The organism is uncultured Tissierella sp., from assembly GCF_902479755.1.
GTDB classification, from domain to species: Bacteria; Bacillota; Clostridia; order Tissierellales; family Tissierellaceae; genus Tissierella; species Tissierella carlieri.
The window spans coordinates 186,722-204,965 of the sequence record NZ_CABSQO010000002.1; the positions used below are offsets into that span (position 1 = coordinate 186,722).

Sequence of the window (18,244 nt, forward strand, 5' to 3'; positions counted from 1 at the left end):
ACTTTACTAAAAACTATTCACTCTTAACTATTAGCTATTCACTATTATACAAGGAAGGTGATAAAATGGAGCATGGAGGAGATTTATTATCCTATGAAAAGTATTATGATGGAGAATTAATAGATTATAGTAGTAATATAAATCCATTGGGACCACCTAAAGGATTAGAAAAAGTCTTAATAGATGGTTTTAAGAATATTCAATCATATCCAGATATTAAATATAGAAGACTAAAAAAATCTATAGCTAACTACCTAAGCTGTAGTGAGAATAATACTATAATAGGGAATGGAGCAGTAGAATTAATAGATAACTTTATAATTTTAGCTAATAGAGTATTGGTTTCCACCCCTTCTTTTTCGGAATATGAAAAAAGGGCAATCATACATGGAAAAGAAGTAATTAGAATTCCATATAATCTTGATTTTACAATAGATATTTTAACTATAGGAAACAAAATACAAAAAGGTGATTTAATAATATTGGGTAATCCCAACAATCCTACTGGGCTTAGGATAGATAAAATAGAATTAATAATGTTATACAATGTTATTAATAAATCTGGAGCATATTTACTATTAGATGAAGCTTTTTTCGAGTTTTGTCCTATAGATTATGACAGTATAGAATTGTTTAGGCAAACTAATTATGAAAATTTAGGGATTATAAGGGCTGCTACAAAATTTTTTGCACTACCTGGGATTAGACTAGGATATGGATGTACATCTATAGAATTGGTAGAAAAAATATCTAAGATAGAACTGCCATGGAGCATAAATTCCTTTGCGGAGGCAGCAGGTAATTTTATATTTAGTGACAAGGGATATATAGAAGAAAGTAAAAGATATGTTGAAAAAGAAAGACAATATATGCACAAAGAGTTATCGAAACTTTCTAATATAAAAGTATTTTTGACAGAGACTAATTATATTTTGATTAAATTATTAAAATGGGATGAAGAATATGTATTTAATTTTTTTCTTAAGAGAGGAATAGTCATAAGAAAATGTTCGAGTTTTATAGGACTTAATCATCATTATATTAGAGTTGCCATAAAGAACAGAGAAAATAATAAGAGACTTATAGAAATCTTTAATGAATTGGAGTGTATGTAAATGAAATCCATAATGATTACAGCTCCATCTAGCAATACTGGAAAGACAACAATTACACTTGGTATTATTAGGGCAGTTAAAAATAGGGGATTAGATGTATCTGCATTCAAAACAGGACCAGATTTCATCGATACTAAATATCTGGAACTTGCGTCAGGAAAGAGATCAGGAAACCTTGATATTCACTTAATGGGAAGGAAGGGAATAAGAGAATCCTTATCCATGAATTGCGGAGAATATGGAATTATAGAAGGTGTTATGGGATATTTTGATGGTATATATAACACCTTTGAAAATTCCAGCTTTGATATATCAAAGGAATTAGATATTCCTGCAATATTAGTATATAAACCTCAAGGTGAAATGTTTTCAGCTATACCCAAAATAAAAGGTATGGTAGAGTTCCATAGTTCAAAGATAAAGGGGATTATACTTAATAAGGTTAGTAAGGATATATATCAATTACTAAAGGAAAAAATAGAAGAGTATATAAATATTGAAGTATTAGGATATCTACCTCAAGATACATCCTTAGAAGTAGAAAGTAGATATCTGGGACTAATGCAAATCTATGAAAATGATGATTGTGAGGAATTAATATCTAAAGCAGCAGAAGCTGTGGAAAAAACAATAGATATAGATAGAGTAATTGAATTAGCTAGTTCAGTTGATATTTCCCCCTATGAATATCAGAAGAAAAGAGATATAGAAGTAGCAATAGCCTATGATGAGGCATTTAACTTTTATTATAATGAAAATCTAAATTTATTAGAGAATATCTGTAAAGTAAAATACTTTTCTCCAATTAGAGATAAAAATATTCCAAAGGCAGACCTTATATATATTGGTGGGGGATATCCAGAGCTATATAGAGATGAACTATCATCAAATATAGATATGATAAGCTCCATAAGAGAAAGTGCTATGAAAGGAAAAACCATTATAGCTGAGGCTGGAGGACTTATGTACTTGGTATCTTCAATAGAAAATTGTCCTATGTGTAATCTATTTAATGGCAATGCTATTATGACAGATAAATTACAGAGATTTGGATATGTGAATATGGAATTAAATCAGGATACTATATTGGGAAGACAAGGTAGTATAATCACTGGAAATGAATACCATCGTTCTACAATAGATATAAATGAGGAGCCAGTATTTCGTATTACAAAGCCAATGAATGATAAAAAGGTTTGGCAGTGTGGATATACCTATAAAAATGTTTTAGCATATTATCAGCATATTAATTTCCTTGGAAATATTGAAAATTTTAATTATCTACTTGATATTGTAGAGAAAATAAGAAAAGAGGGATAAAATTGTATATTAAAAATCCTATGGAAATAGAGAATAAAAGTATGGATATTATAGATGAAGTTATGGGGGATACTAATTTTTCAGAAGAAGAAAAGATAATAGCGAAGAGAATGATACACACAACTGGAGATTTTGATTATAGGAATATAATTATATTTAAAAATGATTTTATTGGAGAGGCTAAAAAATCTATTTTAGAAAAAGTAACTATATTTACGGATACTAAAATGGCATATACAGGGATTAATAAACCTGCCTTAGAAAAAGCTGGTTGTGAGCTAAAATGTTATATAGATGATGAGAGAGTATTTTCATTATCTAAAGAATTAGGAACTACCAGATCAGCTTGTGCAGTAGACTTAGCTATTCAGGATGGTATAGATATATTTGTAATAGGCAATGCACCTACTGCATTGTTTAGAATACTAGAACTAGTCAAGGAAGGTAAAGCTAATCCACGATTTGTAGTAGGAGTGCCTGTAGGGTTTGTCGGGGCTGCAGAATCTAAGGAATATTTAAGAGAGTTTGATATACCATCTATATCCACAGTAGGTAATAAAGGTGGAAGTAATGTAGCTGCCTCTATTATTAATGCCTTATTATATATGGTGGTAGGTAGATGACTTTAGATTTATATGTAATAAAAGAAGGAAAACATCTAAGATGTGGATATACTACGGGTTCTTGTGCAGCGGGAGCAGCTAAGGCGGCAGCTACTATGCTTGAGACAGGTGAGATAATAAAATATATAGAGATAGATACACCAGCAAATATTAGATTAAAACTTGAGGTGAATAATCCATCGATTGAAGGGAATAGAGCAACATGTTCAATCATAAAGGATGCTGGAGATGATCCGGATAATACAGACGGGATAGAAATATATGCAACGGTATCTAAACGAGATGATGGACAAATCTTTATAGAAGGTGGTAAGGGGATCGGAAGAATAAAGAGAAAAGGTTTATTTGGAGAAATTGGTGAAGCGGCCATTAATCCTATACCAAGAGAAATGATTGAAAAAGAAGTAAAAGAGGTTTCAAATAGTGGATATGATATTTTAATATTTGCACCTCAAGGAGAAGAAGTAGGGAAAAAAACTTTTAATAAAAATATTGGCATTGAAGGTGGAATATCTATTATAGGCACAAAAGGGATAGTATATCCAATGTCAGAGGAAGCCCTTGTAAAAACCATATATATGGAAGTGGATATGCTGGCTCAAAGTCAGGGGAAAGATAATATAATCTTAGTACCAGGAAATTATGGGGAAAAGTTATCTGAAGAATTGAGGCTAAAGGGAGGAAAAGTAAAGATATCTAACTTTATAGGGGATAGTCTACTGTATGTATATAACAAAGGCTTTAAGTCTATGACCTTAATAGGACATATTGGCAAATTTGCAAAACTATCTATAGGTGTTTTCAATACCCATAGTAAAGTATGTGATGGAAGAATGGAAGCTTTTATATATTATTTGGCTCTGATGGGTGCACCAATGGAATTACTCAATAGAGTAAATGATACCATTACGGCAGAAGAAGGATTAAACATCTGTATAGACTCTGGTTATGGTGAAGTTATAAGACATATGGAAAAAGGGGCAGAGGATAGGATTAGGAAATATCTAAAGGATGAAAATTATAAAGTAAAGGTAATCATATATTCCATGGAAAAAGGGGTGGATATATGTTAATTGTAGCAGGAGTAGGACCAGGGAATCCAAAGTATTTAACCTATGATGTCAGAACGAAAATAGAAGAAGCAAGGCATATTTTAGCCTTTGGGAGAGTGGCAAATTCCCTTAAAATCATTAGGGAGGATATTATAGAAGTAAATAAGGTAGAAGAAATATTAAATTATATAGATGGGAAAAAGGAAATATTATTACTTGCTTCTGGAGATCCAAACTTTTTTGGAATAGTCGATTTTCTAAAGAAGAAAGGTCTGGATATACAAGAAGTACTACCTGGACTATCTTCATTTCAATATATGATGGGAAAGCTTCAGAAGTCATGGCATAATGCAAATTTTTTATCTCTTCATGGAAGAGATGAGAATCTAGAAAATATCAAATCACATAAGCTTAGTATATTGTTAATAGATAAGGAAAATACCCCAAATAAGATATCAAAGGAGTTATATGAATTAGACATTAGAGGAAAGATTTATGCAGGATTTAATCTGTCCTATGAGAATGAAAAAATAATTATGAAAAATATTGGAGAAGAAATAGAAAATATTTCATCTCTTGGAGTGGTGGTAGTTGAAAATGAAATGGATTAAAGATGAAGAGTTTATAAGAGGCAATATCCCTATGACTAAGTTCAATATTAGGCTACTTACATTGGGATATTTAGCCATAGAAGAAGGAGATAGATTATTGGATATAGGAGCAGGGACAGGATCTATATCTATAGAAGCATCACTTCATGGTGCTAGAGTGTGGGCAATAGAAAGAGAAGCTGAAGGCATAGAATTAATAAGAACAAATAGTGAAAAATTCAACGCAGGAGTTAATATAATCTATGGACAAGCTCCAGATAGCCTTCCAAATGAGAGCTTTAATAAATGCTTCATAGGAGGATCTGGAGGAAAACTAGAAGACATATTTTTGTATCTGCAAAAAAAATTAGAGAATAATGGGATAATATGCGGAAATTTTATAACCTTAAAAAATGTAACTCAGTTCATTCAACTATTAAATAAATATAATTACAAAGATATAGAAGTACAATTAATTCAAGTGTCATCTATGGATAAAATAGGACTTTTAAAAGGGCAAAATCCAATTTTTATAGCAAAAGGAGTGAAGAAGTATGATTAGCTTTGTAGGGGCAGGACCAGGAAATGTTGACTTAATAACAATTAAAGGTAGGAGACTTTTGGAAGAGGCTGATGTAGTCATATATGCAGGATCATTGGTATCTAAGGAACATTTAGAATTTTGTAAAGAAGAAACTGAATTCCATAATTCAGCTTCAATGACTTTGGAAGAGGTAGTTGAAGTAATAGAAAGATCTGTAAAAGATAATTTAAAGGTAGTTAGATTGCATACTGGAGATCCTACAATATATGGAGCAATAAGGGAACAAATGGATTTATTAGATGCTAGAGGTATTTCCTATGAAGTGATACCAGGTGTTAGTTCCTTTACAGCGGCTTGTGCATCTATTAAGAAAGAGTTTACACTTCCAGATGTAAGTCAAACCATAATCTTGACTCGAATAGAAGGACGTACTCCTGTGCCAGAAGAAGAAGATTTAGAATCTTTGGCTAAGCATAAAGCTTCAATGGCGATATTTCTGTCAGTGCAAGAAATAGATAGAGTAGTAGAAAAATTAGTAAAAGGGTATGGAAATGACAATGTACCAGTTGCTATAGTATACAAGGCTACTTGGGAAGATGAAAAAATAATATTTGGCACACTTAAAGATATTGAAGAAAAGGTAAAAAAGGAAAACATTAATAAGATGGGTCAAATTTTAGTGGGTAATTTCATAGAAGGTGAATATGAAAGGTCAAAGCTATATGACCCAAGCTTTACCCATAAATTCAGGAGTGCATCAAAATGAAAATAGCTTGTTTATCATTTACTGAGAGTGGAAAAAAACTAGGTGATAAACTAAAAAATTTAGATAAAGAAAGTAAATCATATATAATCCACCATTATGCCAATGAAGATATATATGGTGGAATAAAAAACTTATTAAATTATGCTTGGAAAGAATATGATGGGTTTGTATTTATTTCGTCTACTGGAATAGCCATAAGGATGATAAATCCATATATAAAGCATAAAACAATAGATCCTGCTGTTGTTGTAGTAGATGACTATGGAAGATTTTCCATATCATTATTGTCAGGACATTTAGGCGGAGCAAATGAATTGTCTAAATGGATAGGAGAAAAAATAAATGCAGTACCAGTTATTACTACAGCCTCAGATAATAGGAGAATAGAATCCATTGATTTATTTGCGCAAAAAAACAATTATTATATAGAAGATATGAAATCAGTGACAAAGATTACGGCAATGATGGTAAATGAAAAAACTATAGGATTCTATTCAGAGGATAATGCAATTATAGATTATCCTAATATTATAACCTTAGAAGATTTAGATTATATACATCCTAATGTAGAAGGAATAATTATAGTTAGTTCACAAAATTTTAAATTAAAGGGTGCGGATATTCCAGCTACATATTTAAGGCCAAGAAATATTAATATTGGTATAGGATGTAGAAAAGGGATAGAAGGGGTACGGATTATAGAGGCTATAGAAACAGCTCTTATGGAAATAAATCTATCTAGTAAGAGTATAAAAGCTATTGGTACAGTTGAAGTAAAAAAGGATGAAGATGGAATTATCGAAGCAGCAAAACATTTCCATTGTCCAATGAAGATATTTACTATAGGCGAAATACAAAAAGTGGAGGACAAATTCGATAAATCTCAATTTGTTAAAGACACTATAGGTGTTTATTCTGTATCAGAGCCTTCTGCATATTTACTGGGAGGAAGGTTAATCACAAATAAATCAAAACATAATGGAATTACAATATCAATATCAAAGGAGATGAAAAATGGCTAAATTATATGTAGTAGGAATAGGACCAGGTGGAAGAGAGCATATGACTTATAGAGCGGTAGAAGCAATTAAAATTAGTGATGTAATAGTAGGATATACACCATATATAGAATATATTGGAGAATTAGTAGAGGATAAAGAATTATTTTCTACAGGAATGAAGGGTGAAATAGAAAGATGCAAAGCAGCCATAGATATGGTTAGGAGTGGAAAAAACACAGCGATTATAAGTACAGGAGATGCAGGGCTTTATGGAATGGCGGGACCAATACTGGAATTAGCAGAAGATATAGAGGTGGAAATAATACCAGGAGTGACAGCATCATTCTCAGCAGCAGCAGAACTAGGATCTCCAATTATGCATGATTATGCTTCTATAAGTTTATCAGATTTACTTACACCTTGGGAAGTAATCGAAAATAGATTAGAAAAAGCGGCAGATGCAGATTTTGTTATTGCTATATATAATCCAAAATCAAAGGGAAGAAAAGATCATTTAGAAAAAGCAGTGAATATAATTTCAAACTATAGGAAAGGAGAAACACCTGTAGGTATAGTCAAGAATTCTGGTAGAGTAGGCAGAGAAATAATTATCACTACTTTAGATAATATAGACTATAAAAAGGTGGACATGTTATCAGTACTTATTATAGGAAACTCCAATTCCTATATAAAAAATAATAAAATTATTACACCGAGGGGATATAATATAAAATGATTTGGATAATAGGTGGTACTAGTGAAGCTAGGGAAATAGTAGATAGGATAAAAGATCTAAATAACTACATTGTAACTATAGCTACAGATGGCGGAAAAGAGTTTGTAAATAGTGACAAGCTACTGGTAGGTAGAATGAGTTATAAGGATATGGTTAAATTCTGTGAAGAAAATAAAATATCACTAATAGTAGATTTAACCCATCCCTATGCTAAGATAGTATCAGAAAATGCAAAACAAGTAGCAAAGGATTTAGAAATATATTATATTAGATATATGAGGGACAAGATAGAGTTGAAAATAAATGCTATTTATTTAAATAGCTATGATGAAGCTTATGATTATTTATCAAAAACTTCAGGGACTGTATTTTTTACAACGGGATCTAAAAATATCGGTGATTTTGAAAAGGTACGAGGCGAGAATAGATTTATCTATAGAATACTTCCAGCTATGGAAAGCATAGAGGAGTGTAAAAAACATCATGTTCATATGAAGGATATAGTGGCAGTATTAGGTCCATTTTCTAAAGAATATAATAAGGTTATGCTTGACGAATATAAAGCTAAATATTGTATAATGAAAGATAGTGGACATAAGGGTGGCACTCTAGAAAAATTACAAGCCTGTGAGGAGTTAGGTGTAATACCAATAATAATAGGAAGAGAAATTGAAAATGGAATTAAGGATTTAGATTTAATTGAGAAAATAATCAGAGAAAGAAATAAGGGGGGAAAATAAATGGAACATTCATATAGATTTTATAGAAATACAGCTTGTGACTATTTTCCATGTCATAAAGTGAATAATGAAGAAGAATTTAATTGTATGTTTTGTTATTGTCCATTATATTTCTTAGAAGATTGTGGTGGCAACCATATAGATAACCGTGGTATAAAAGACTGTTCAAACTGTCTTGTACCCCATAAGCCAAATGGTTATGATTATATAAATAAGAAAATAATGGAACATAATGACAAAAAAATTAGAGACAACAAATAGGAAAGGCGGAATACAAATGAATTTATTAAAGGAAACTATAAATTTAATAACACCTCCAAATGAGGAAACAAAAAAATTAGCAAGAGATAAATGGGATGGCTTAGTAAAGCCTGTTGGTAGTTTAGGCACATTAGAAGAAGCTACTATAAAAATAGCAGGTATGACTGGTAAAGTGACTAATAAAATAGATAAAAGAGCTATAGTTGTAATGTGTGGTGATAATGGAGTAGCAGACGAGGGAGTAAGTTCAGCACCTCAAATTTTTACAAAGGTTTTAACGGAAAGTATGACAAAAGGATTGACAGGAGTTGCAACTTTAGGTAAATATGCAAATACAGACATTGTTACAGTAAATGTAGGAGTAATAGGAGAAATAGATGATCCGAAGATAATAAATAGAAAAATTGCAAATGGAACAAAAAACTTTGTAAATGGACCTGCAATGACTTATGAGGAGGCAATTAAATCTATAGAGATAGGTATTGAAATAGGGGATAAACTATACGGTGAAGGATATGATATTTTAGGTACTGGAGAAGTTGGTATAGGTAATACCACTACTTCAGCAGCAGTTCTATCAGCTTTGACAAATTTAGATGTAGATATAACCTGTGGAAAAGGAGCAGGCCTTACAGATGAGCAACATTCCAATAAAAAAGATGTAATAAGAAGAGGAATAGAAATAAATAAGCCTAATAAGGAAGATCCTATTGATGCAATAGCAAAGGTAGGGGGATTTGATATAGGTGGAATGTGTGGATTGTTTTTATCAGCTGCTAAAAACAAAAAGCCTATAGTAGTAGATGGTTTTATATCTGGGGCTGCAGCTCTTTGTGCTGTTAAATTAAATCATTTAGTTAAAGAATATATAATCCCATCTCATCTATCAGGAGAACCAGGGGCAAAATATGTAATGGATGAACTACAATTAAAACCTATGCTGAATCTAGGAATGAGATTGGGAGAAGGAACAGGATGTCCACTGGCATTTCAAATCATAGAAGCTGGAATGTATACATTAGAGCATATGGGAACCTTTGAATCATTATCATTAGATGGTGGTGCATTAGTAGATATAAGAGAAGAATAAAAGGTCGTGATAAAATGATTACATTAGTCACAGGCGGGGCTAGATCAGGAAAAAGCCGATTTGCAGAAAATCTATATAAAGATGAAAAAGATGTAGTATATATAGCCACATCTAAGGCAACAGATGCTGAAATGAGAGAAAGGGTAAAACTTCACCAAGAATCTAGACCAAGTGAATGGAGAACTTATGAGGGGAACTATGATCTTCAGAACTCCATAGGTAAAGAAAGGAATTACTTACTTGATTGTATCACTGTCCTTACATCTAATATAATGTTCGATATATCAAAAGATGTAGAATATATAGATTATGATATGCAAAGGCGAATAGAAGATACAGTAATTCGAGAGATGCAAAATTTAATCAACGGTATTAGTCTAAAAGATTACAACTTGGTCTTAGTAACAAATGAAGTAGGAGATTCTATAGTCCCAGAACACCATATATCTAGGGTTTTTAGAGATATTCAAGGGAGGATAAACCAAAAAATCGCTTCATTAGCAGATGAGGTTTATTTGGTATGTTGTGGCATACCAGTGAAAATCAAATGATAAAAGGGCTCATACTTTCTTTACAGTTCTTTTCAAGAATACCTATTAATATTAATGTAGATTTTAATGAAAAGAATATTAGATACAGTATATTCTTTCTTCCTTTAGTTGGAGCTATAATAGGAGGCTTTGGAGGATTAATCTATTATTTGATTTCTCCATACAATAGACTTGTTGCTTCCTTTTTGGCACTACTCGCCACTATAATATTAACAGGCGGTCTACATTTAGACGGCCTTTCCGATACCTTTGATGGATTTTTATCCAATAGAGATAAGGAAAGGACATTAGAAATAATGAAGGATAGTAGAATTGGTGCCTTTGGAGTTCTGATCCTTGTACTTCTGATTCTATTTAAATTTATATTGATATATAGCATTGAAAACCTGCCTCTAGCTATAATCCTATCCTTTGCGAATAGTAGATTGGTGGTTGCAAGAATAATATCATATAAGAAGAATGCTAGACCTGGTGGATTAGGTGACTTATTTCATAAAAGTAATCCTAAGAGTTTAATGATTGCAAGTGGGATTATTTATATGGCTATTTTGATATTATTAGACATAAGGTATTTAGTTCCATTACTAATTACATTTTTAGCTGGAGAATACATATCAAGCATATCCTATAAAAAGATAGATGGGTTGACTGGAGATGTATATGGTGCGATTATAGAATTAGGAGAGGCTGTTTCCTTACTTAGCTTTTGGAGTGTGATGTTATGGATATAATTATGATACGCCATGGAGAATCAGAGGATAATATACAAAGGATTTTTAGCAGGAATGATACTAGGCTTACAGAGAAGGGTATAGAACAGATAAAGAAGACTAAGGAATTAATAAATAAATTTAGCTATGACAAAGTATATTATAGTCCGTTAAAAAGAACGGTGGAGACATTGGAGAACCTAGGATTAATAGGCACTGAGGATATAAGAATTAGGGAAATTAACTTTGGAATATTCACTGGAAAAACCTTTGAAGAAATATCAGAGATTTATCCTGATGAAACTAAATCCTGGTTAGATGATACACAAAGCTATATTATTCCTGAAGGGGAAAGCTTATTAGATGTATATAATAGGGTAAGGGAATTTTTAGATGAAGTATCTCAATATAAGGAGAACATATTACTCGTCACCCATGATTGTGTTATTCGCTTGGCATTATCTTGGATATTCGATAATCCAGATTATTTCTTTAAGTTTAAAGTAGATAATGGAAGTATAAACATAATATCAATAGAAGATGGATTTAAATATATAAAGAAAATAAATTGACATAAGAGGATAGTTTTTTTGTGCGGTTGTACAGAAGGGCTGTCCTTTTTTACATATAAGATAACTTTCATTTTAAGATATTAAAATTATTTTTAATTTTTGGACAAAAGTTAGCTGACTTTAAGATTTAAAGATTATATGATTAGTATAAAAAATTTAATATATTTGTTTTAAATATTAAAGGAGGCGAATCATATGCAAATTAAAGCATGGATAAAGCGTACATTAATTTATACTCTTATTTTAGCATTTGGTTTTTCATTAGGATTAGCAGGCCAGGTATCAGCAAATTCATATCTTAATCAAAGTTTTATGCCAGCACCGGAATATCCTAAGAACGAGTCCGGCGAGACATACGGCTCTGCGTTAAAAGCAACTTCGCCCGCTAACGAACCAGATCTTATTCAAGCAATTGGCGAAGATGGAACTGTTGGATATGTGAGAAATTCAGATCTTATTGATAAACAGCCTAAGACTCCAGAAGAGGCTCTAAAAATGAATACAGAAACTTGTGAAAAAGAGATTACTCTTTATGCTTCAGACGGTAAGACAGTCATAGGTAATTTTAAAATTACAAAAGGAATAGTAGTAGAAAGGTAGTAAAATACCATAACTCGGCGCATGTCGATTTGAAGTGAACCCTTTTTGATAGATAGAAAAACAAAATCTAATGAAAAGGGTTATTTTTATTCCAAAAGCAATTTATACTACGGGAAATAATATAACCTCGGCTAATGTCAAAGTATTTGATGTGCGGTATCCACTTTCCATTTATGAATTTGTTAATAATCTAACAAGTGGTGGAGAATTAGAATGTGGAAAGATAAAAAATATATGTTGCTTCACGATAAGGAACATATGAAGAACTGTATTAATAAAAAACAAAATAAACCTGACAAGCCTCCTGTGAATTTAGTCCTTATCTTCTCTTAGCTACATAGATTTTTGAAGTCAATCATACCTATGGTGAATGTAAACAGAAAAAGTTGTAACAATGGAATAACAATTTATCGTTTACATTTTGTCCCATCCCACCTCTCTATCATATAGAAAGGTGGGATGTTCTATGTTGAAAGATATAATTCTCAATGCGCAGGCTTCGTCATAATTGTGAAGGGGGCATAGTTTCATACATATGTAAATCCGTATATTCGAGCTATATTAATAAATCTAAGACTAACTGCAAATATTTCCAATCAACAATTCCATTTTCAGGACTAAATGAGAATGAAAAGTATTACGCAGAACTATCTTTGTCAACAGTTGATAGAGACGATGCTTTGTTAGTATCCAGCCTTAATGAAATTTTGAACCAGCATGAGTTTTGTATCATATATACGATTTATTTTTTGGGATACTCATCAGCGGATATTGCTCAATCAAGTGGTACGTCACGTCAAGCAGTTAACCAAACAAAACGTAGGGCTTTAGAAAAATTACGAAAAGCCTTTGTTGTTTAGTATCTATTTGTGTGGACTAAACCCACCCGCCTTTAGCTGTATACACTTTAAGCCTTACCTTTGAATTGAAATATTTCTTTATAAGTTTACAAATTACAAACATTTTTCTCCTTATTTTTTGTATTCAACCCAAGTTTTCCAGACTTTCGACGCCGTCAACCTTCCTGGGTTACTCTTTTCGAGGCTCAGTTACTTTCAGGCCTACTACCTGACTAGCTACGCTTAGTGGCTGCGATTACTCTCAGACACCCAAGACTCGCTATTGGTGACTCGGCTGGTGTCTTCTCAAGCAAGGTTTCCACTTGCTAAACTTCACAACATGGGCTTAGTCGCATAATTATTTGTATAGCGTTTACAAATCATTTATCGGGATCTCTTTAGTAAGTAAGCTTGCAAGCCAACATCATTAAAGTGGGGGAGACTTTATCGAATACTCAGCGCAGGGTCCCGGCTGAACTCGACCCACAGGAAGAAGACGCAAAATACGAGATGAAAGGGGGTAATTCCAATGTTTCCATAAATGCGCTCATACACAGTAGATTTATAACACTTCTATCATTATCCAAATAAAAAGAAAAGGAGAATTACAATGAAAAAGTCTATTAAATCAATCATGACTCTGGCCCTGGTCATTACCATTCTGTCCGTAAGTGCGATGTCAGCTTTCGCTGCTTCAAGTTTTTCTACCTCTACTCAGAAAAACGGCACACTTAGTGGAGGAACGTATTGCGGAGTTGGAGGCTCACCTAATCTTAGTTTCTCAGAAACACTTCTAGCTTCCCCTACCTCAAGCTCCTATATCAAAGCATCTCACCAAGTGGTAAATTATTCTACTGGAGCTACTGTTGCAACACCAAGTTCTGGTTCCGGGTATAATACGAGCTACGTTTCGTCATATGTCTATTTGAACGCTGGAAAATACACTTCTTACGGTACGCATGATTTCTATAACGGCTCTGAGACAATATCCAAATATACAAATCTTGTCGGATTTACCGTCTATTAGCATTTATGTAGTCTGGCAGGAACGCGCAACGCGCGTTCCTGCCAAATAACCAAAAGAAGATATTCCGCATAGATAATCCAGCATACAAAAATCTTCATAATTTGAAAGGAATGATCATTAACATGAGAAAGATAGCAGTATTTCTGGTGATAGGCATATTATTTTTGTTTTCATCTTGCGCGAAGGAACCCATTCCGGCGGAATCACTGCCGACGGGTATAGATCCCCTTAATACTTCGGAGAGTAGTAATTATGGTCAATTATCGGCAATAGGAAAACCACTGCCGGAGGGTACGATATCGCGTAAAAGGGTAAACTCTCCGCATACCTTGGGATACGATGTATACAACGGCGAGCCTATCGAAGTTTCACTCGAAGTCTTAGCAAGCGAAACTCCAACTTATACAGAGGGTTACATGGTTTTTGTCGAGGGTATACCTGTACTTTCCAGAATTAAGGTAGACGGTGTTATGCACGAAAAAGAGAAATATATGCACATTGTTGACCATCGCGAGGAAACCACGACAAATGTGAATTTATATTTTGAGCCGCTTGGATTTCAAAAAGAAGAAATTGTGGAGTTTTATATTGCGTATATATTTACTCCTTCCTATATTCCATACGAGTATTATCCTTTATATGGAAACACACATAAGATAATGAACGCTCCTTCGAGCCCTGTTAAAATAGAAAGAGGAAGCGATTCCACAACGAAAAAAATGGCATTGTTCCCCTCAAGAACATATGAGATTCCTAATGAAATATATAAAATGTATGAGCATGAAGATGGGACGAATTATTTAGACTCAGACCCAATTGTCGAATTATACGATGGCAGCGGGAATCAGATTGTACAACAAATGGGTGCAAACGGCTATACAGATTTAAAGATCAAACTATATGGAGGAAATTCAACCCAATATAGACTTACACTATTAATCGACCAACAGCCGGTTTTGATTTCGGGTAAAGACTATCTTGAGGTTACGCTTGAGAAAGGCACGACGGCAGAATTTGATTTTACGATAGACATATCTGAACTTGATAGAAAAAGTACAATTATGGCAGTTGCTCTTCCTTATGGAGATACATTTCAGAGGTATATTACACATTCTGTTCCGGTGTTGCTGATAAATCTGGACAAACCACAAGCAGAAGAGGACATCGTCCCGCCTGAATATAAATATGCTGAATGAGACGACTGAGCCAGTTGTGATTTGAAAGCCCGTCACACCAATGTTACTGAGACTTCTGTTCAACCATTCTACAACGTACGCCCGGCTTCGCTATCAACAGCTCCCAATCGTAGTTATTATTCTACGATTGGGAGCTTCTTCGTGATGGTCGTTTTTTACGACGCAGTGTAAGATTACCGCAGGCTTTCTGATTGTTATATTGAAACTAAGCAGAAACTGCTTGTGGGGATCAACCGTTTTTTTAATGCCTATGAATATCGAGTAGTGGACCAATAAACCCATGCCTGCAAATTTCTGTATTATTTCTCTTGACATCACCACGCGTTTGTAGTAATATGAGATTACTACATAAGTGTAGTAAAGTTGTCGCAGACGTACGGCAATAAACGGAGGTGTACACCATGACCAATTTTCAAAAACTATCGGAAACGGAAATGGAAGTGATGCAAATTATCTGGGCATCCGGCCATCCCATGACTTCCAGCGAACTGCTTGACATATTTGCGCGGAACAAAGGTAAGGAATGGAAAGGGCAGACAATGGCAACCTTTCTGGCAAGGCTGGTTGAGAAAGGCGTCCTGATTTCCACAAAGCAGCAGGGCCGCACGAATATCTATGAGCCTTATATGTCGCCGGAGGAATACCGGAGCCGGGAAGCAAAAAGCCTGCTGGAAACACTGTATGAGGGTTCGGTCAAAAACTTCCTGGCAACACTTTATGACGGCAAAGAACTGACAAAGGATGAAATAGCTGAATTGAGGTGCTGGTTCGCGGAAAAGGCAGGTGTAAAGAATGAGTAATCTGTTTTCAAATCTCCTTGCCATGTCCATTGCGGGAAGTGTGGTTGTCGGGTTGATGCTGTTACTTCGGCCTGTAACTGCAAAAATCTTTCCTGCCAAGTGGCAATACGGAATTGGGAAAATGGCAATTGCTTTTTTTCTCTTGCCTGTTTCCCTTATTGTGGGAAAGGTTTCTTTTGTTTTGCCAAAGACAATAACGCCAAGGCATCCTTCTGGAACGCCACCTATGGCTATCCCTGAAGCATTACAGCCAAACGGTTTTGTGGATGCAGTAGATACCCTGATGGAGAAACATCTTCCTGCTGCTATGGAAAAACACCTGTCTTTAGAAGTAATGGGAGCCGTTTTGCTCATTTGGTTTGTGGGCACGATGGTATTTGCCGGATGGCATTTCTATTGCTACCGCAGATTTAGCAAGCGGCTTCTGGAAAACAGTATTCCCATACCGGAGGATACGGCCGCCGCCCTGCTTTCCTCACGCAAAGTGGCTTTGGGCGTCCACGGTGATGTAAAACTGATGCTGAACCACAAAATTACAAGCCCTATGCTTGTGGGGCTGTGCCGCCCCATGATACTGCTGCCAGCATCCAACATATCGGAAACGGACTTAAAGCTGGTCCTGACCCATGAACTCATGCACCTGAAACGGAAGGATTTATGGGTGAAAGTGCTTGCGCTGATTGCGGGAACGCTGCATTGGTTTAACCCCTTCGTCCATGTTCTCCGCAAGGATGTAAGCATATGGGGCGAGTTGTCCTGCGACGAGGCGTTGGCATCCGAAATGTCCCATGAGGAAAGAAAGCATTATGGCGAAGCCATTTTGAACACGCTGGACAACCATTCCGGCATGAACACGGCTTTTTATTCTCCCTTATGCGAGAGTAAGAAGCACATTAAAAGGAGATTGATAAGAATGTTGAACGTTAAGAAAACGAAGAAGTCTATTACAGTTTTAGCCGTTGCAGCAATCCTGGCAATCGGCGGTATAGGATTGGCATTGGCTGCCAGTTCGACAGGGAACGACATTAACAATGTTATCGATACCAGTTCGACAAGGAACGACATTGACAATGTTATCAATGTCAGTGCTGATAAACAGAACGATAGCAATATCGACATGAAATATCTGTGGCCAGTAACGGGGTATAATCATATTACCGCTGCATATGGTACCCGCATGCATCCCGTGAAGAAGGAAATGGTGTTTTGTAACGGGATTGATATTCCGGCACCTGAAGGCACACCTGTACTTACTGCCGATAAGGGAACAGTCGCTGAGATAGGAGATAATGAAACGGATGGTAATTATGTCATTTTGAATCACGGCGGGGGTATTCAGACTTTTTACTCGAAATTGTTTGGATTTGCAGAAGGACTTGCAGAGGGAGATACGGTGCAGCAAAGTGACGTTATCGGCTATGTTGGCTCGACAGGCGAAGCAACAAGCCCTCATCTACATTTTCGCCTGATTATTGACGGTGAGTACATTGACCCGACGAGCGTTTTTGCATCGGAAGATTGGTCGGATGGCAGGGGGTCGAAGGCCTGGGATGATTGATTTTTCCGTAGTGTCATGGATGGTGTATTTACCTGATGACCATTCTTGAAGACATTCTGGCGATGTGGTAGTTGTTAAATATGTGTGGGTTTCGTGAAAATGCGGAGCCCACATTTTTGTGTGCCCAGCATCATGTGATTTAACAAATTTTAATCAGCACCAAAAACAGTTGAAACCCCCAAGCCATCACAGTTTTTCTTCACGGTGCTGATTAAAAACTCTTGATGATAACCGGTATAATCATCACGTGCTGATTATTGTGGTTATCAGGAAGAACAACTTATCAGGAATTTTAGAAAAAACCTTAGAACAAGTAGGTATTCGCAGAAAAGTTCCTGATAAGTTTTAGTGTATTTAGGCTTGATTTATACAAATCATATATTAAGATAAAAATGTTTTTCCTGATAAGTTGGAGCAATGATTTTTAAAGTTAGTTGAAATTCCTGATAAGTTTAGTTATACCGACTTTTTAGTTAGCCCGATAAATTTAAAAATGGTTGTAAATATAACAATTACAGATATAAAAATCGGGATAACTTTTATCTGAATTTTG

The 18,244-nt window shown here is 34.6% G+C and carries 21 protein-coding genes; all 21 read left to right on the forward strand.

Features of this window, described 5'->3' with window-relative positions; genetic code table 11:
• The first annotated feature begins 65 nt into the window (after positions 1–65).
• The 21 genes from RDK80_RS02510 to RDK80_RS02610 all read left to right on the forward strand — a co-directional run bounded on the left by RDK80_RS02510 (position 66) and on the right by RDK80_RS02610 (position 17,691).
• On the forward strand, positions 66–1,115 hold the full coding sequence (locus RDK80_RS02510; protein ID WP_216559088.1) for a histidinol-phosphate transaminase: 1,050 nt from the start codon (positions 66–68) through the stop codon (positions 1,113–1,115).
• The gene (locus tag RDK80_RS02515; protein ID WP_216559085.1) at positions 1,116–2,435 is read left to right on the forward strand and encodes a cobyrinate a,c-diamide synthase; all 1,320 of its coding nucleotides are present in this window, start codon (positions 1,116–1,118) and stop codon (positions 2,433–2,435) included.
• A gap of 2 nt (positions 2,436–2,437) precedes the next feature.
• Positions 2,438–3,058: a precorrin-8X methylmutase gene (locus RDK80_RS02520; RefSeq protein ID WP_216559082.1), complete on the forward strand. Its 621-nt coding sequence runs from the start codon at positions 2,438–2,440 to the stop codon at positions 3,056–3,058.
• Positions 3,055–4,131, forward strand: coding sequence for a cobalt-precorrin-5B (C(1))-methyltransferase CbiD (gene cbiD, locus RDK80_RS02525; RefSeq protein WP_256310959.1), 1,077 nt, complete (start codon positions 3,055–3,057; stop codon positions 4,129–4,131). Before RDK80_RS02520 ends, cbiD begins: the two co-directional genes overlap by 4 nt.
• Positions 4,125–4,721 (forward strand): precorrin-6y C5,15-methyltransferase (decarboxylating) subunit CbiE, encoded by a 597-nt coding sequence (gene cbiE, locus RDK80_RS02530; RefSeq protein WP_246565765.1) that lies wholly within the window; start codon positions 4,125–4,127, stop codon positions 4,719–4,721. Before cbiD ends, cbiE begins: the two co-directional genes overlap by 7 nt.
• A complete protein-coding gene (gene cbiT / locus RDK80_RS02535) occupies positions 4,708–5,262 on the forward strand; it encodes a precorrin-6Y C5,15-methyltransferase (decarboxylating) subunit CbiT (protein ID WP_216559076.1) in 555 nt (184 codons plus the stop codon). Before cbiE ends, cbiT begins: the two co-directional genes overlap by 14 nt.
• Positions 5,255–6,010: a precorrin-4 C(11)-methyltransferase gene (gene cobM / locus RDK80_RS02540; protein ID WP_216559073.1), complete on the forward strand. Its 756-nt coding sequence runs from the start codon at positions 5,255–5,257 to the stop codon at positions 6,008–6,010. The genes cbiT and cobM overlap by 8 nt, the downstream gene beginning before the upstream one ends.
• Positions 6,007–7,032: a cobalt-precorrin 5A hydrolase gene (gene cbiG, locus RDK80_RS02545; RefSeq protein WP_216559071.1), complete on the forward strand. Its 1,026-nt coding sequence runs from the start codon at positions 6,007–6,009 to the stop codon at positions 7,030–7,032. Before cobM ends, cbiG begins: the two co-directional genes overlap by 4 nt.
• Positions 7,025–7,747, forward strand: a complete 723-nt coding sequence (cobJ, locus tag RDK80_RS02550) for a precorrin-3B C(17)-methyltransferase (RefSeq protein WP_216559068.1) — start codon at positions 7,025–7,027, stop codon at positions 7,745–7,747. The genes cbiG and cobJ overlap by 8 nt, the downstream gene beginning before the upstream one ends.
• Positions 7,744–8,487, forward strand: a complete 744-nt coding sequence (gene cobK, locus RDK80_RS02555) for a precorrin-6A reductase (RefSeq protein WP_216559065.1) — start codon at positions 7,744–7,746, stop codon at positions 8,485–8,487. Before cobJ ends, cobK begins: the two co-directional genes overlap by 4 nt.
• Entirely contained in the window at positions 8,488–8,748 is a 261-nt protein-coding gene (locus RDK80_RS02560; protein ID WP_216559062.1) for a cysteine-rich small domain-containing protein, read from the forward strand. It begins immediately after the preceding gene.
• A gap of 16 nt (positions 8,749–8,764) precedes the next feature.
• Positions 8,765–9,838 (forward strand): nicotinate-nucleotide--dimethylbenzimidazole phosphoribosyltransferase, encoded by a 1,074-nt coding sequence (cobT, locus tag RDK80_RS02565; RefSeq protein ID WP_216559060.1) that lies wholly within the window; start codon positions 8,765–8,767, stop codon positions 9,836–9,838.
• 14 nt (positions 9,839–9,852) lie between these two features.
• Positions 9,853–10,389 carry a bifunctional adenosylcobinamide kinase/adenosylcobinamide-phosphate guanylyltransferase gene (cobU, locus tag RDK80_RS02570; RefSeq protein WP_216559058.1) on the forward strand — a complete coding sequence of 179 codons (537 nt, stop codon included), beginning with the start codon at positions 9,853–9,855 and terminating at the stop codon, positions 10,387–10,389.
• On the forward strand, positions 10,359–11,120 hold the full coding sequence (gene cobS, locus RDK80_RS02575) for an adenosylcobinamide-GDP ribazoletransferase (RefSeq protein ID WP_256310955.1): 762 nt from the start codon (positions 10,359–10,361) through the stop codon (positions 11,118–11,120). The genes cobU and cobS overlap by 31 nt, the downstream gene beginning before the upstream one ends.
• Entirely contained in the window at positions 11,111–11,671 is a 561-nt protein-coding gene (locus RDK80_RS02580) for a histidine phosphatase family protein (RefSeq protein ID WP_216559052.1), read from the forward strand. Before cobS ends, RDK80_RS02580 begins: the two co-directional genes overlap by 10 nt.
• A 195-nt stretch (positions 11,672–11,866) precedes the next feature.
• Positions 11,867–12,271 (forward strand): hypothetical protein, encoded by a 405-nt coding sequence (locus tag RDK80_RS02585; protein ID WP_094900532.1) that lies wholly within the window; start codon positions 11,867–11,869, stop codon positions 12,269–12,271.
• 488 nt (positions 12,272–12,759) lie between these two features.
• Positions 12,760–13,131 (forward strand): sigma factor-like helix-turn-helix DNA-binding protein, encoded by a 372-nt coding sequence (locus RDK80_RS02590; RefSeq protein WP_216559046.1) that lies wholly within the window; start codon positions 12,760–12,762, stop codon positions 13,129–13,131.
• Positions 13,132–13,720: 589 nt separating this feature from the next.
• Entirely contained in the window at positions 13,721–14,137 is a 417-nt protein-coding gene (locus RDK80_RS02595) for a hypothetical protein (RefSeq protein ID WP_094900534.1), read from the forward strand.
• Positions 14,138–14,259: 122 nt separating this feature from the next.
• Entirely contained in the window at positions 14,260–15,333 is a 1,074-nt protein-coding gene (locus RDK80_RS02600; protein WP_308523386.1) for a hypothetical protein, read from the forward strand.
• A 401-nt stretch (positions 15,334–15,734) separates the two neighbouring features.
• On the forward strand, positions 15,735–16,133 hold the full coding sequence (locus RDK80_RS02605; RefSeq protein ID WP_216559040.1) for a BlaI/MecI/CopY family transcriptional regulator: 399 nt from the start codon (positions 15,735–15,737) through the stop codon (positions 16,131–16,133).
• Entirely contained in the window at positions 16,126–17,691 is a 1,566-nt protein-coding gene (locus tag RDK80_RS02610) for a M23/M56 family metallopeptidase (protein ID WP_216559037.1), read from the forward strand. Before RDK80_RS02605 ends, RDK80_RS02610 begins: the two co-directional genes overlap by 8 nt.
• Positions 17,692–18,244: the final 553 nt, after the last annotated feature.